The following is a 12204-nucleotide window of genomic DNA, read 5'->3' as shown; positions in this document are numbered from 1 at the left end:
GCTCTCAGCGTGCGATCGGGGCGAGGGCCAGCGGCTGCACCGTGCCGTCCAGCATCGCGCCGAGCCCCAGCACGGAGCACACGTCGGGCCGGTCGGCGATGGTCACCGGGACGCCCGTCGCGTCGCGCAGCATCTGGTCGAGGCCCGGCAGCAGGGCGCTGCCGCCGACCATCATGATCCCGGCCTCCGCGATGTCGGCCACCAGGTCGGGCGGGCAGTCGCGGAGCACCTTGCCCAGCCCGTCGAGCACCGCGGTGAGCGGGGTGTGGATCGCCTGGCGTACGGCGGCGGTGTCGACCTGCACCGAGCGGGCCAGGCCGGTCGCCACGTCACGGCCGTGGATCTCCGTCACCGCCGGGCCGTTGAGGGTGAGGCCGTTGCCCCGGAGCGCCAGTTGCAGGGGGCGCACCGACTGGCTGGGCAGCATCAGCTCGTGGTGCTGGCGCAGGTGCTGGATGACCGCGTTGTCGATGGCCTCACCGCCGATCGGGATGCGTACGGCCGTCACGATCGAGCCGAGCGAGAGCACGGCGATCTGGGTGGTGGCCGCCCCGCACACCATGATCATGGTGGCGGTCGGCTGCTCGACCGGCAGTCCGCAGCCGATGGCCGCGGCGATCAGGGTGTCCACGAGCTCCACCCGCCGGGCGCCGAGCCCGACGAGGGTCTCGACGGCCGCCCGCTGGGCGAGCGGATCGGCGTCGTGCGGGACGCAGGCCGCGGCCCGCAGCCGGGGCTTGCGCCGCAGCTGGCGGCGGAGCTTCTCGCCGAGCAGATGGCGCAGCATGCGCTGGGCCATGTCGATGTCGACGACGGTGCCGCCGGAGACCGGACGGGCGACCCGGATGTACGCCGGCGTCCGGCCGGTCATCTGTTCGGCGAGCGTCCCCACGGCGATGAGCGAACCGGTGCGCGTGTTCACGGCGGCCACGCTGGGCTCGTCGACGACGAGTCCCACTCCCTTGACGTACACCCGGGTCCTGGCGGCCCCGAGATCGACGGCGACATGGCAACGGCGCAACTGTTCGAGACTGACGGTCACGGCAGATTCTCCCGGGAGCGCTGGCGGAGGGCACCGGCGGCCGCCGGCTGTCCTGGCATCGTCGCGCCGTCGTGGGGGCGGCGCGCGCTGGGTGAGCCGTAGGGGGGACACCGGGCTGACGGGGCGACAGATGTCAGGCGCCGCCGGGCAGCAGCCGCTGGAACAGCCCCCAGGTGAACTCGGCGACACAGGGCCGCCCGCCGTCCGGGTCGGTGAAGGCCAGTGCCCAGCGGGTCGGCGCGCTGCCCTCCATGGGACGCGCCGGGGCGAAGGCCCTGGCCACCTCGTCCACGGTGCAGGACCACGGGCGCAGGTCGGCGGCCGTACGCAGCCCGGGACCCGCCGCGCCCGGGGCCCGGACCAGCCATTCGTTCCACACGGCCCCGCCGGGGCCAGCCATCACCTCGAACCGCAGGTCCGGCCAGAGCGGCAGCCGCCACAGCAGCGCGTCGCACTCCAGGTCGCCGACCGTGCGGCGTACGGACGACTCGGGCTCGCCCAGGACCGAGCGGTAGCGGCGCAGCGCGCCCCGGCCGCGCGGGGCGCGCAGCATCGCCTGCCAGCGGCGGTTCGCCTCCCGCATGTCGGCGAGGGAGGCGCTCAGTTCGTGGCGGGCTTCCTCGACGAGGTCCGGCCGGTGGTCGGCCATCCGGCGCAGCAGGACGAGCTGGAACTGGAGCGGCCCGAACGGGGCGGGAGCGGTCATGGGGCTCATCCTGCCGCGTGTCGCGCTCATCGGACGGCGCGCCCCGGAGTCCGGGATTCCACACAGGATCCTCACCTGTGCGGCTTCCTGTGCCGTTCTCCGCGCGTCTAGTCTGCGGGCGCCATGGATTACTGCCACCCGTGCCGACGGCACCTGAACGGGGCGCTGGCCTGCGCGGGTTGCGGGACCCCGGCCGACGCGCTGGTCCCCTATGCCGTCGTGGGCCCCCCGGCACATGACACCGCGACCGCCGGTGAGACCCCGGACGCCTCCGGGCGGGTGGGCCACCGCCGTCGCGTCCGGCCGGCCGCCCGCGGGCGTGGCCGCCGTACGCACCGGCGGCGAGGCCGCACGCTGCTGCTGACGGCGGCGGGGCTCGTGCTGGCGCTGGGGGCTCTGAGCCTGGCCGAGCTGGCCATGGAACCCGGGGGTGACGGCGGCGCCTCGGAGTACGTGAGCGAGGCCACGTCCTTTGCCACCGGGTCCCTGCCGTCCGCCTCTCCGAGCGCGGAGCCCGAGGACCCCGGTCCGGCGGACGTGCCCACCGTCGTGCCGGTCACCGACTCGCACTCCGCGACGGCCTCGGGCGGTCCCTCCCGCTCCGCGGAGCCGAGCGCGTCCCCCTCGTCCGCCGCCCCGGCGGACCCCTCGCCGTCGGTCCCCACGTCCGGGTCCCCGGAGGAGACGGAAGGTCCGGCCGAGCCCTCGGGCTCCGGTGAGCCGACCGCGCGACCGTCGTCGCCGTCGCCCGAGCCCTCGGAGGACCCGGCGCCCAGTCCGTCGCCGACGGAGTCCTGCTGGTGGATCTTCTGCGCCTGACGCGGTGAGGAAGCCGGTCAGGCGTCCTCCTCGCCGACCATCCTGCGCAGCAGGTCGCGCAGCACCGTCCGCTCCGACTCCGACAGCTCGGCCAGGGGCTCCCGGGCGAAGTCCAGCGCCTCGCGCAGCTGACGGGCGGTCCGCACACCCTCCTCGGTCGGAGCGGCGAGCTTCACCCTCCGGTCGGCCGGGTCCGGGCGCCGTTCGACCAGGCCGCGGAGTTCGAGCCGGTCGACTATGCCGGTGATGTTGGACGGTTCGCACTTCAGTTTCCGGGCAACCTTGCGCATGGGCATCGGCTCCAGGGAGAGCAGCCCGAGCACCCTGGCCTGTGCGCCGGTCAGCGCGTGCGCGGCGGCGGCCCGGTCGTACTCCTCGTGGTAGCGCGCCACGACACCGCCGATGAGCTGGATGACGTCGAGGGTGAGCGGGTCCGTGCGCGAGGTGGCCATGACACCCAGGGTACCGAATTACTTGACAAGGTGAAATATCTGGACGCATGGTTGTTTCAGGTCCTGAAGCTTCCGGCTTCCCGCTCCCGTACGACACCGAGGAGAACCCGAGCCCATGTCTGCACTTCCCACCTCCAGCCGCGAATGGCACCTCGTCGCCCGACCGCACGGCTGGCCCGAGGCCTCGGACTTCGCACTGCGCGAGGCGCCGGTGACCGCTCCCGGTGAGGGCCGCGTCCTCGTCCGCAACCTCCACTTCTCGGTCGACCCGTACATGCGCGGCCGGATGAACGACGTGAAGTCGTACACCCCGCCCTTCAAGCTCGACCACCCCATGGACGGCGGCGCGGTCGGCGAGGTCATTGCGTCGAACGCCGAGGGCTTCGCCGTGGGCGACCACGTCCTGCACGGGCTCGGCTGGCGCGAGTACGCCGACGTCCCCGCCAAGCACGCGGTCAAGGTCGACGGCTCGATCGCCCCGCTCTCCGCCTACCTCGGTGTGCTCGGCATGCCCGGGCTCACGGCCTACGCCGGCCTCTTCGAGGTCGCCTCCTTCAAGGAGGGCGACGCCGTCTTCGTCTCCGGCGCGGCCGGCGCGGTCGGCAGCCAGGTCGGGCAGATGGCGAAGATCAAGGGTGCCTCCCGGGTCATCGGCTCCGCCGGCTCCGACGAGAAGGTCAAGCTCCTCGTCGAGGAGTACGGGTTCGACGCGGCCTTCAACTACAAGAACGGCCCCGTCCGCGAGCAGCTCGCCGAGGCCGCCCCCGACGGCATCGACGTCTACTTCGACAACGTCGGCGGTGAGCACCTGGAGGCCGCGATCTCCGCGTTCAACGTCCACGGCCGCGCCACCATCTGCGGAATGATCGCCCAGTACAACGCCACCGAGCCCACGCCGGGTCCGCGCAACCTGGCGCTCGTCATCGGCAAGCGGCTCCGCCTCCAGGGCATCCTGGTCGGCGACCACGCCGACCTCCAGCCGCAGTTCGTCAAGGACGTGGCCGGCTGGCTGGCCTCCGGCGAGCTCAAGTACCGCGAGACGGCGGTCAAGGGCATCGAGAACGGCTACGACGCCTTCGTCGGCCTGCTGCGCGGCGAGAACACCGGCAAGATGATCGTCTCGCTGGACGCCTGACCGGTCACGCCGGCCCCGCACCGCTCGTGGGCCCGTGACCGCCGTCCCGGGCGCGGTGGGGTCGCACCGCGCCCTCGGCGGTCACGGGCGGGGCCGGCCGCGAAGCCCCCTGTCACGCCCCTCCGCGGTCCGAGGGGGGCCACACGTACGGCAGGTCGTCCGGGACGCCGGGGAACAGCGGGCGGTAGTAGGCCGGGTCCTTGCGCACGAGTGCGGAGCGATGGCTCTCGTGCAACGCCTCGTCGCCCAGCCACGGCGGGAGCTCGCCCGCCGCGGCGAGTTCCGCGTCGGACCGGACGGCGGCGAGCCCGAGCGACGCGGCGAGATCCGCGCGCAGGGTCGCCGCGCAGGTGTCCGCCCGGCCCTCGGCGGTCCACACGGCGCACATGTCCAGGCCGTAGCGCACGAGGGCCTCCTCGTACCCGGTCCACATGCGGACCGCGGGGTGATGCCGCCAGCCGTAGCCGGGGACGGTCAGTCCGCGCAGGACCTGGATCGCCTCGACCCGCTGCTTGCCCAGCCGTCGCGGGTCCAGCGTGAGGGCGCTCCGGCGGAAGTCGGCGTACGGCAGGAATGTCTGCATGGTCCATGCCTATCCCATGTGCGCCCGGTGGCTGTCCCGCTCACGCGGTGTCACCCGCTAGGCTCCGTCCAGGCCGTCGCGATCGTGGGCGCGAGTCGCGGCGCACCAGAGGAGGAACACCCGTATGAGCATCCAGAACATCGACGTGGCCTACACCGCCGTCGCCACCGCGGAGAACGGCCGTGACGGCCGGGTCGCCACCGACGACGGCAAGCTCGACGTCGTCGTCAACCCGCCGAAGGAGATGGGCGGCAGCGGCGCGGGGACCAACCCCGAGCAGCTCTTCGCGGCCGGCTACAGCGCCTGCTTCCAGGGAGCGCTCGGAGTGGTCGCCCGCCAGGAGAAGGCCGACATCTCCGGTTCGACGGTGACCGCGTCGGTCTCCATCGGCAAGACCGAGGCGGGGGGCTTCGGCCTCGAGGTCGCGATCAGCGCCTCCATCCCCGGCGTCGACACGGCGACCGCCCAGGCGCTCATCGAGAAGGCGCACCAGGTGTGCCCGTACTCGAACGCCACCCGGGGCAACATCAAGGTCGAGCTGTCGGTCGCCTGATCCCGTCCTGACCGCGTCCGTCCGAGGGCCGCATCCCGTCACCGGGGTGCGGCCCTCCGGCGTGTGCGTACGGCTCCATCCGTCGAAGCGTGCGGAGGCATTGACGGCCGGGGAGGTTGAACTCTACGGTCCCGTTCGAGGTTACGAGCAGCATTCGATATATCGAACGAGAAGGAAGCCATGACCCGCACCGCGCGCTTCACCCTCGATCCGGCCTTCACCGTCGGTGACGTCGACCCCAGGCTCTTCGGCTCCTTCGTCGAGCACCTCGGCCGCTGCGTCTACGACGGCATCTTCGAGCCGGGCCACCCGTCCGCGGACGAGGCCGGACTGCGCACCGACGTCCTGGATCTCGTCCGTGAACTCGGTGTCACCGCCATCCGCTACCCCGGCGGCAACTTCGTGTCCGGCTACCGCTGGGAGGACAGCGTCGGCCCAGCCGACGAGCGCCCCCGCCGTCTCGACCTCGCCTGGCGCTCCACCGAGACGAATCGTTTCGGCCTCTCCGAGTACATCGGCTTCCTGAGGAAGATCGGGCCGCAGGCCGAGCCGATGCTCGCGGTCAACCTCGGCACCCGGGGCGTCCAGGAGGCCATCCAGCTCCAGGAGTACGCCAACCACCCGTCCGGGACCGAGCTCTCCGACCGCCGCGTCGGCCACGGTGACAAGGACCCCTTCGGGATCAGGCTCTGGTGCCTGGGCAACGAGATGGACGGGCCGTGGCAGACCGGCCACAAGACCGCCGAGGAGTACGGGCGGCTCGCGGCCGAGACGGCGCGCGCCATGCGGCAGATCGACCCGTCCGTCCAGCTCGTCGCCTGCGGGTCCTCCAGCCGCGCCATGCCGACCTTCGCCGCATGGGAGGCCACGGTCCTCGCCGAGACCTACGACCTCGTCGACTACGTCTCCCTGCACGCCTACTACGAGGAGACCGACGGCGACCGCGACTCCTTCCTCGCCTCGGCCGTGGACATGGAGTCCTTCATCGAGAGCGTGGTCGCGACCTGCGACCACGTGGGGGCGCGCCTCAAGTCGACGAAGAAGATCAACCTCTCCTTCGACGAGTGGAACGTCTGGTATCTGAGCCGCTACCAGCAGGACGCGCAGGAGAACCCGCTCGACTGGCCCGAGGCGCCACGGCTGCTGGAGGACAACTACAGCGTCACGGACGCGGTCGTCTTCGGCAGCCTGCTCATCGCGCTGCTGCGCCACGCGGACCGGGTGACCGTGGCCTGCCTCGCCCAGTTGGTCAACGTGATCGCGCCCATCATGACCGAGCCCGGCGGGCCCGCCTGGCGGCAGACCACCTTCTTCCCCTTCGCCCAGGCGGCCCGGTACGGGCGGGGCCAGGTCCTGGACGTACGGGTGGACTCGCCCACGTACGGGACGGCGAAGTACGGCGAGGCCGACCTCCTGCACGCCACCGCCGTACGGGACCCGGAGACGGGTGCGGTCACCGTCTTCGCCGTCAACCGCGGCCAGGATGCCGTGCTGCCGCTCGAAGTCGCCCTGGCCGGGCTGGGTCTGGACCGGGTCGCCGAGCACCAGGTCGTCGCGGACGCCGACCCGGAGGCCCGCAACACCCTCGCCGAACCCGAGCGGGTCGTCCCGCACGCGGCGCGGGGCACCGAGCTGGCCGGCGGCACGCTGAAGGCCGTACTGGAGCCGATGTCCTGGAACATGATCCGGCTGGTCTGACGACGGCGGACGGCGCCCCTCCCCGGCCGGGGAGGGGCGCCGTCCGCGTCCCGGGAGGGGCGCTCAGCGCGCCGAGAAGGCGTGCACCGTCGTCGAGCGGTAGGTGTCACCCGGCCGCAGCACCGTCGAGGGGAACGACGGCTGGTTGGGGGAGTCCGGGAAGTGCTGGGACTCCAGGCAGAACGCGTCGCCCTGGCGGTAGACCCGCCCCGAGGTGCCGGTCAGCGTGCCGTCGAGGAAGTTCCCCGTGTAGACCTGCATACCGGGCTCCGTCGTGTACATCTTCATCACCCGGCCGGAGCCGGGGTCCGTCACGGTCAGCGCGTACTCCGGGCGGGCCGTGATGCCCTTGTCCAGGACGTAGTTGTGGTCGATCCCCTGCCCGTAGCCGATCTGCTCGTGCGGGGTGCGGACGGCCTCCCCGATGGCGCGGGTCCGCCGGAAGTCGAAGGGCGTGCGCGCGACCGGGGCGAGCTCGCCCGTCGGGATGAGTGTCGAGCCGACCGGCGTGTAACGCGCGGCCGCCAGCTCCAGCAGATGACCGTCGACGCTGCCGCTGCCCTCACCCGCCAGGTTGAAGTAGGTGTGGCTGGTCAGGTTGAGGACGGTGGCGCGGTCCGTGGTCGCCGCGTAGTCGATGCGCCACTCGCCCCGGGAGGTGAGGGTGTAGACGACGCGGACGGCGAGCCTGCCCGGATAACCGGCCTCGCCGTCCGGGCTGGTACGCGTCAGGACCAGGCCGACGTCACCGCGCGAGGTGAAGGGCTCGACGTCCCAGACCCGCTTGTCGAAGCCCTGGTCCCCGCCGTGCAGGCTGTTCGGGCCGTCGTTGACGGGCAGTTGGTGCGTGGTGCCGTCGAGAGTGAAGCGCCCCTCGGCTATGCGGTTGCCGTAGCGTCCGATCAGGGCCCCGAAGTACGGGGACTTCGCGACGTAGTCGTCGAGGCCGGCGAAGCCGAGCGAGACGTTCGCCGTCCGGCCCCTGCGGTCCGGGACCTCCAGGGACTGGACGACGCCGCCCCAGGAGAGGACCTTCAGCCGGGTACCGCCGTTGGCGAGCGTCCAGCGGTGCACCTTCGTGCCGTCGGCGAGCGTGCCGAAGAGCTCCTTCACCGGGGTGCGTCCGGTGGCCGAGGCGTGCGCGGACGGGGTGCCCGCCGCCACGGTGAGCCCGGCGGCGGCGGTGGCCGCCAGTACGGTGCGTCTGCTGGTTCCGGTCATGAAACAACTCCTGTGGGATGAGGGGAGGTTACGAGCCGACCTTGCGCTTGTTCCACACGTCGAAGCCGACCGCGGCCAGCAGCACCGCGCCCTTGATGACCTGCTGCCAGTCCGTGCCGATGCCGACGAGGTTCATACCGTTGTTCAGCACGCCCAGGACCAGGCCGCCGATGATCGCGCCGAGGACCGTGCCGACCCCGCCGCTCATCGACGCGCCGCCGATGAACGAGGCGGCGATGGCCTCCAGCTCGAAGTTGAGGCCCGCCTTGGGCGAGGCCGCGTTGAAGCGGGCCGCGAAGACCAGGCCCGCCAGGGCCGCGAGCATGCCCATGTTCAGGAAGACCAGGAAGGTGACCTTCTTGTCCTTGACCCCCGACAGCTTGGCCGCGGGCAGGTTGCCGCCGATGGCGTAGATGTGGCGGCCGACGATCGCGTTGCGCATCACGTAGCCGAAGCCGACGACCAGCACGCCGAGGATGAGCAGCACGACCGGGGCGCCCTTGTAGCTGGCGAGCAGCAGCGTGACGACGAGGACGGCCGAGACCAGTGCGACCAGCTTCAGCAGGAACAGCTTGACCGGCGGGACCTCGAGGGCGAACTCCTGCTGCCGCTTGCGGTCGCGTACCTCCTGGATCACCACGAAGGCGATCAGTGCGAAGCCCAGCAGCAGGGTGAGGTTGTGGTAGTTGGTGGTGGGGCCCACCTCGGGCAGGAAGCCGTTGGCGATCTTCTGCAGGTCCTTGGGGAAGGGGCCGAGGGTCTGGCCCTTCAGGAAGATCTCCGTCAGACCGCGGAAGAGCAGCATGCCCGCCAGGGTCACGATGAAGGACGGTATGCCGAGGTAGGCGATGAAGAACCCCTGCACCGCACCAGCGACGGCGCCGATGGCCAGGCACAGCACCACCGCGAGCGGCCAGGGGAGGTCGTGTTCGACCATGAGCACGGCGGCCATCGCGCCGATGAAGGCGGTCAGTGAGCCGACCGAGAGGTCGATGTGACCCGCGATGATGACGAGCATCATGCCGATCGCGAGGATCAGGATGTAGCTGTTCTGGAGCACCAGGTTGGAGACGTTGCGCGGCAGCAGCAGGTCGCCGTCCGTCCACACCGCGAACAGCACCACGATCAGGCCGAGAGCCATCAGCATGCCGTACTGGCGCATGTTCCGGCGCATGCCCCCGAGCATCAGCCGCAGCAGGCCGTCACCGGCGGCCGGTCCGCCCCTGCCGGGCGGCACGGGTGCCGGGGTCTTGGCGGTCAGGTCCGTGCTCATCGCGTTACCTCTTTGTCCTTCGTCATCTGACGCATCAGCGCTTCCTGCGAGGCCTCGGCCCGTGGGAACTCACCCGTCAGCCGTCCCGCGGCCATCGTGTAGATGCGGTCGCACATGCCGAGCAGTTCCGGCAGTTCGGAGGAAATGAAGACGACCGCCTTGCCCTGGGCGGCCAGCTGGTCGATGACCGTGTAGATCTCGTACTTGGCGCCCACGTCGATGCCGCGCGTGGGCTCGTCCAGGATCAGCACCTCGGGACCCGCGAAGATCCACTTGCTGAGGACGACCTTCTGCTGGTTGCCGCCGGACAGCTTGCCCACCGGCTCGAAGACGGTCGGCGCCTTGATGTTCATGGACGTGCGGAAGCCCTCGGCGACCTGCCGTTCCCCGTGCTCGTCGACCACGCCCCGCCTGGCGACCTTGCCCAGGGCGGTCAGCGAGATGTTCCGGTTGATGGTGTCGATGAGGTTGAGGCCGTAGTGCTTGCGGTCCTCGGTGGCGTACGCGATGCCGTGCCTGATCGCCTCGGGGACGGACCTGGTACGGATCTCGGTGCCGTCCCTGAGGACGGTGCCGCCCGCGTAGCGGCCGTAGGAGCGGCCGAAGACACTCATCGCCAGCTCGGTGCGGCCGGCGCCCATGAGCCCGGCGATGCCGACGATCTCGCCGCGCCGCACCTCGATGGAGACGTCGTCGACGACCTTGCGCTGCTGGTCGATGGGGTGGTGCACGGTCCAGTTGCGGATCTCCAGAGCGGGCGCGGTGCCCTCCTCCGGGTGGTGCGGGGTCCGCTCCGGGAAGCGGTTCTCCAGGTCGCGGCCGACCATCCCGCTGATGATCCGGTCCTCGGTCGTCTCCGCGGCCTTCACGTCGAGCGTCTCGATGGAGTGCCCGTCGCGGATGATCGTGACCGAGTCGGCGACCCGGCGGATCTCGTTCAGCTTGTGCGAGATGATGATCGAGGTCATGCCCTGTTCCTTCAACTGGAGGATCAGGTCGAGGAGCTTGCCGCTGTCCTCGTCGTTGAGCGCCGCCGTCGGCTCGTCGAGGATGAGCAGCTTCACCTTCTTCGACAGTGCCTTGGCGATCTCCACCAACTGCTGCTTGCCGACGCCGATGTCGGCGACGCGGGTCTCGGGGTGCTCGTCGAGACCGACCCTGCGCAGCAGTTCACCGGCGTGCCTGAGGGTGTCGTTCCAGTTGATCAGTCCGTGCGCGGCGTGCTCGTTGCCGAGGAAGATGTTCTCCGCGATGGAGAGGTACGGCACCAGTGCCAGCTCCTGGTGGATGATCACGATGCCGTGCTGTTCGCTCGCGCGGATGTCCTTGAACCGGCAGGCCTCGCCCTCGAAGAGGATGTCCCCTTCGTAGCTGCCGTGCGGATGGACGCCGGAAAGCACCTTCATCAGGGTCGACTTGCCGGCGCCGTTCTCTCCGCAGATGGCGTGGACCTCGCCCTGACGGACCGTCAGCGTGACGTCCGAGAGCGCTTTGACACCGGGAAAGGTCTTGACGATCGAGCGCATTTCCAGGACGGGTCCCGCCATGGTCTTGCCTTCCAATCCTTGAGGGGGCCCGGTTACTTGAGGTCGTTCTCGGTGTACTGGCCGTTGTCCACGAGGGCCTCCTTGTAGTTGGCCTTGTCGACGCTGACCGGCTGGAGCAGGTAGGCGGGGACGACCTTGACGCCGTTGTCGTAGGACGTGGTGTCGTTGGTCTCGGGCTTCTTGTCGTTCAGGGAGGCCTCGACCATGTTGGAGGCGACCTTGGCGAGCTTGCGGAGGTCCTTGTAGACGGTCTGGGTCTGCTCGCCCGCGATGATCGACTTCACGGAGGCGAGCTCCGCGTCCTGACCCGTGACCACCGGCATGGGCTTGGCCTCGGAGCCGTAACCGTCCGACTTGAGGGCGGAGAGGATGCCGATGGAGATGCCGTCGTACGGCGAGAGCACGGCGTCGACCTCGGTGCTGCGGTAGGTGGACGTCAGCAGGTCGTCCATGCGCTTCTGGGCGGTGCCGCCGTCCCAGCGCAGGGTGGTGACCTGGTTGAGCGCGGTCTGCTTGGACCTGACGACCAGCTCGCCCTTGTCCATGTAGGGCTTGAGGACGTTCATCGCGCCCTGGAAGAAGTACTTGGTGTTGTTGTCGTCGTTGGAGCCGGCGAACAGCTCGATGTTGAAGGGGCCCTTCTTGCCGTCCGTCAGGCCGAGCTTGTCCGCGATGTACGTGCCCTGGAGCTCGCCGACCTTCTCGTTGTCGAACGAGGCGTAGTAGTCGACGTTCTCCGTGCCGAGAATCAGCCGGTCGTAGGAGATCACCGGGATGTCGGAGTCCTTGGCCTGCTGGACCACGTTGTCGAGGGACTTGTTGTCGATGGCGGCGATGATCAGGGCGTCCACGCCCTGCGTGATCATGTTCTCGATCTGTGAGACCTGCTGGTCGGGGTCGTCCTCACCGTAGACCAGCTTGGTCTTGTAGCCCTTGGCCTTCAGTTCCTTCACGACGTTGGCGCCGTCGGAGATCCAGCGCTCCGAGGACTTGGTCGGCATCGCGATACCGATGGTGGCGCCGTCGGCGCCACCCTTGTCCTCCTCGCTGCCGCCCTCACTGTTCTGGCCGCAGGCGGTCAGGGCCAGGGCGAGGGAGGCGGCGGAGGCGACGGCGGCGAGTGCGGCTCTGCGGTTGCGCATGGTCATCATCCTTGGTGTGGGTCGGTGCTCGGT

The 12204-nt window shown here is 70.3% G+C and carries 12 protein-coding genes; 4 read left to right on the top strand and 8 right to left on the bottom strand.

Annotation, left to right across the window (positions count from 1 at the left end; genetic code table 11):
• Window positions 1–4: 4 nt before the first annotated feature.
• Both ACHFIV_RS25360 and ACHFIV_RS25355 read right to left on the bottom strand, forming a co-directional pair.
• The gene (locus tag ACHFIV_RS25360; protein WP_398973332.1) at window positions 5–1042 is read right to left on the bottom strand and encodes a rod shape-determining protein; all 1038 of its coding nucleotides are present in this window, start codon (window positions 1040–1042) and stop codon (window positions 5–7) included.
• Window positions 1043–1175: 133 nt separating this feature from the next.
• On the bottom strand, window positions 1176–1748 hold the full coding sequence (locus ACHFIV_RS25355; protein WP_398973329.1) for a hypothetical protein: 573 nt from the start codon (window positions 1746–1748) through the stop codon (window positions 1176–1178).
• 123 nt (window positions 1749–1871) lie between these two features.
• Here ACHFIV_RS25355 and ACHFIV_RS25350 point away from each other — a divergent pair, with 123 nt between their 5' ends.
• Window positions 1872–2567 (top strand): SCO2400 family protein, encoded by a 696-nt coding sequence (locus ACHFIV_RS25350; protein WP_398973326.1) that lies wholly within the window; start codon window positions 1872–1874, stop codon window positions 2565–2567.
• A gap of 17 nt (window positions 2568–2584) precedes the next feature.
• On the opposite strand, the gene ACHFIV_RS25345 is transcribed toward ACHFIV_RS25350, so the two are convergent.
• A complete protein-coding gene (locus tag ACHFIV_RS25345) occupies window positions 2585–3019 on the bottom strand; it encodes a MarR family winged helix-turn-helix transcriptional regulator (protein ID WP_398973323.1) in 435 nt (144 codons plus the stop codon).
• Window positions 3020–3134: 115 nt separating this feature from the next.
• On the opposite strand from ACHFIV_RS25345, the gene ACHFIV_RS25340 reads away from it, so the two are divergent.
• Window positions 3135–4154, top strand: coding sequence for an NADP-dependent oxidoreductase (locus tag ACHFIV_RS25340; RefSeq protein WP_398973320.1), 1020 nt, complete (start codon window positions 3135–3137; stop codon window positions 4152–4154).
• 112 nt (window positions 4155–4266) lie between these two features.
• Here ACHFIV_RS25340 and ACHFIV_RS25335 read toward each other — a convergent pair whose 3' ends face one another.
• Window positions 4267–4737 (bottom strand): MSMEG_6728 family protein, encoded by a 471-nt coding sequence (locus ACHFIV_RS25335; RefSeq protein WP_398973318.1) that lies wholly within the window; start codon window positions 4735–4737, stop codon window positions 4267–4269.
• A 124-nt stretch (window positions 4738–4861) separates the two neighbouring features.
• Here ACHFIV_RS25335 and ACHFIV_RS25330 point away from each other — a divergent pair, with 124 nt between their 5' ends.
• Together ACHFIV_RS25330 and arfA are read left to right on the top strand one after the other, a co-directional pair.
• Window positions 4862–5290 (top strand): organic hydroperoxide resistance protein, encoded by a 429-nt coding sequence (locus ACHFIV_RS25330; RefSeq protein WP_398973316.1) that lies wholly within the window; start codon window positions 4862–4864, stop codon window positions 5288–5290.
• 180 nt (window positions 5291–5470) lie between these two features.
• Window positions 5471–6988 (top strand): arabinosylfuranosidase ArfA, encoded by a 1518-nt coding sequence (gene arfA, locus ACHFIV_RS25325; protein WP_398973313.1) that lies wholly within the window; start codon window positions 5471–5473, stop codon window positions 6986–6988.
• Window positions 6989–7051: 63 nt separating this feature from the next.
• Here arfA and ACHFIV_RS25320 read toward each other — a convergent pair whose 3' ends face one another.
• From ACHFIV_RS25320 to chvE, 4 genes are read right to left on the bottom strand one after another with little or no spacing between them, the layout of a single operon-like run.
• On the bottom strand, window positions 7052–8209 hold the full coding sequence (locus tag ACHFIV_RS25320; protein ID WP_398973310.1) for an aldose epimerase family protein: 1158 nt from the start codon (window positions 8207–8209) through the stop codon (window positions 7052–7054).
• 28 nt (window positions 8210–8237) lie between these two features.
• A complete protein-coding gene (gene mmsB, locus ACHFIV_RS25315) occupies window positions 8238–9482 on the bottom strand; it encodes a multiple monosaccharide ABC transporter permease (protein WP_398973307.1) in 1245 nt (414 codons plus the stop codon).
• Window positions 9479–11029 (bottom strand): multiple monosaccharide ABC transporter ATP-binding protein, encoded by a 1551-nt coding sequence (gene mmsA, locus ACHFIV_RS25310; RefSeq protein ID WP_398973305.1) that lies wholly within the window; start codon window positions 11027–11029, stop codon window positions 9479–9481. Before mmsA ends, mmsB begins: the two co-directional genes overlap by 4 nt.
• Window positions 11030–11061: 32 nt before the next feature.
• Window positions 11062–12171, bottom strand: a complete 1110-nt coding sequence (gene chvE, locus ACHFIV_RS25305; RefSeq protein WP_398973303.1) for a multiple monosaccharide ABC transporter substrate-binding protein — start codon at window positions 12169–12171, stop codon at window positions 11062–11064.
• Window positions 12172–12204: the final 33 nt, after the last annotated feature.

This window comes from Streptomyces sp. ALB3 (genome assembly GCF_044385685.1).
GTDB lineage: Bacteria > Actinomycetota > Actinomycetes > Streptomycetales > Streptomycetaceae > Streptomyces.
Note: the sequence above shows the minus strand (reverse complement) of the source record. Positions and strands in the feature narration are given on the sequence as shown.

Excerpts from the sequence above, each read along its gene's own strand:
- ACHFIV_RS25355 (WP_398973329.1), bottom strand. The coding sequence starts at position 1,748 with ATGACCGCTCCCGCCCCGTTCGGGCCGCTCCAGTTCCAGCTCGTCCTG.
- ACHFIV_RS25350 (WP_398973326.1), top strand. The coding sequence starts at position 1,872 with ATGGATTACTGCCACCCGTGCCGACGGCACCTGAACGGGGCGCTGGCC.
- ACHFIV_RS25345 (WP_398973323.1), bottom strand. The coding sequence starts at position 3,019 with ATGGCCACCTCGCGCACGGACCCGCTCACCCTCGACGTCATCCAGCTC.
- ACHFIV_RS25340 (WP_398973320.1), top strand. The coding sequence starts at position 3,135 with ATGTCTGCACTTCCCACCTCCAGCCGCGAATGGCACCTCGTCGCCCGA.
- ACHFIV_RS25335 (WP_398973318.1), bottom strand. The coding sequence starts at position 4,737 with ATGCAGACATTCCTGCCGTACGCCGACTTCCGCCGGAGCGCCCTCACG.
- ACHFIV_RS25330 (WP_398973316.1), top strand. The coding sequence starts at position 4,862 with ATGAGCATCCAGAACATCGACGTGGCCTACACCGCCGTCGCCACCGCG.
- arfA (WP_398973313.1), top strand. The coding sequence starts at position 5,471 with ATGACCCGCACCGCGCGCTTCACCCTCGATCCGGCCTTCACCGTCGGT.
- ACHFIV_RS25320 (WP_398973310.1), bottom strand. The coding sequence starts at position 8,209 with ATGACCGGAACCAGCAGACGCACCGTACTGGCGGCCACCGCCGCCGCC.
- mmsB (WP_398973307.1), bottom strand. The coding sequence starts at position 9,482 with ATGAGCACGGACCTGACCGCCAAGACCCCGGCACCCGTGCCGCCCGGC.
- mmsA (WP_398973305.1), bottom strand. The coding sequence starts at position 11,029 with ATGGCGGGACCCGTCCTGGAAATGCGCTCGATCGTCAAGACCTTTCCC.
- chvE (WP_398973303.1), bottom strand. The coding sequence starts at position 12,171 with ATGCGCAACCGCAGAGCCGCACTCGCCGCCGTCGCCTCCGCCGCCTCC.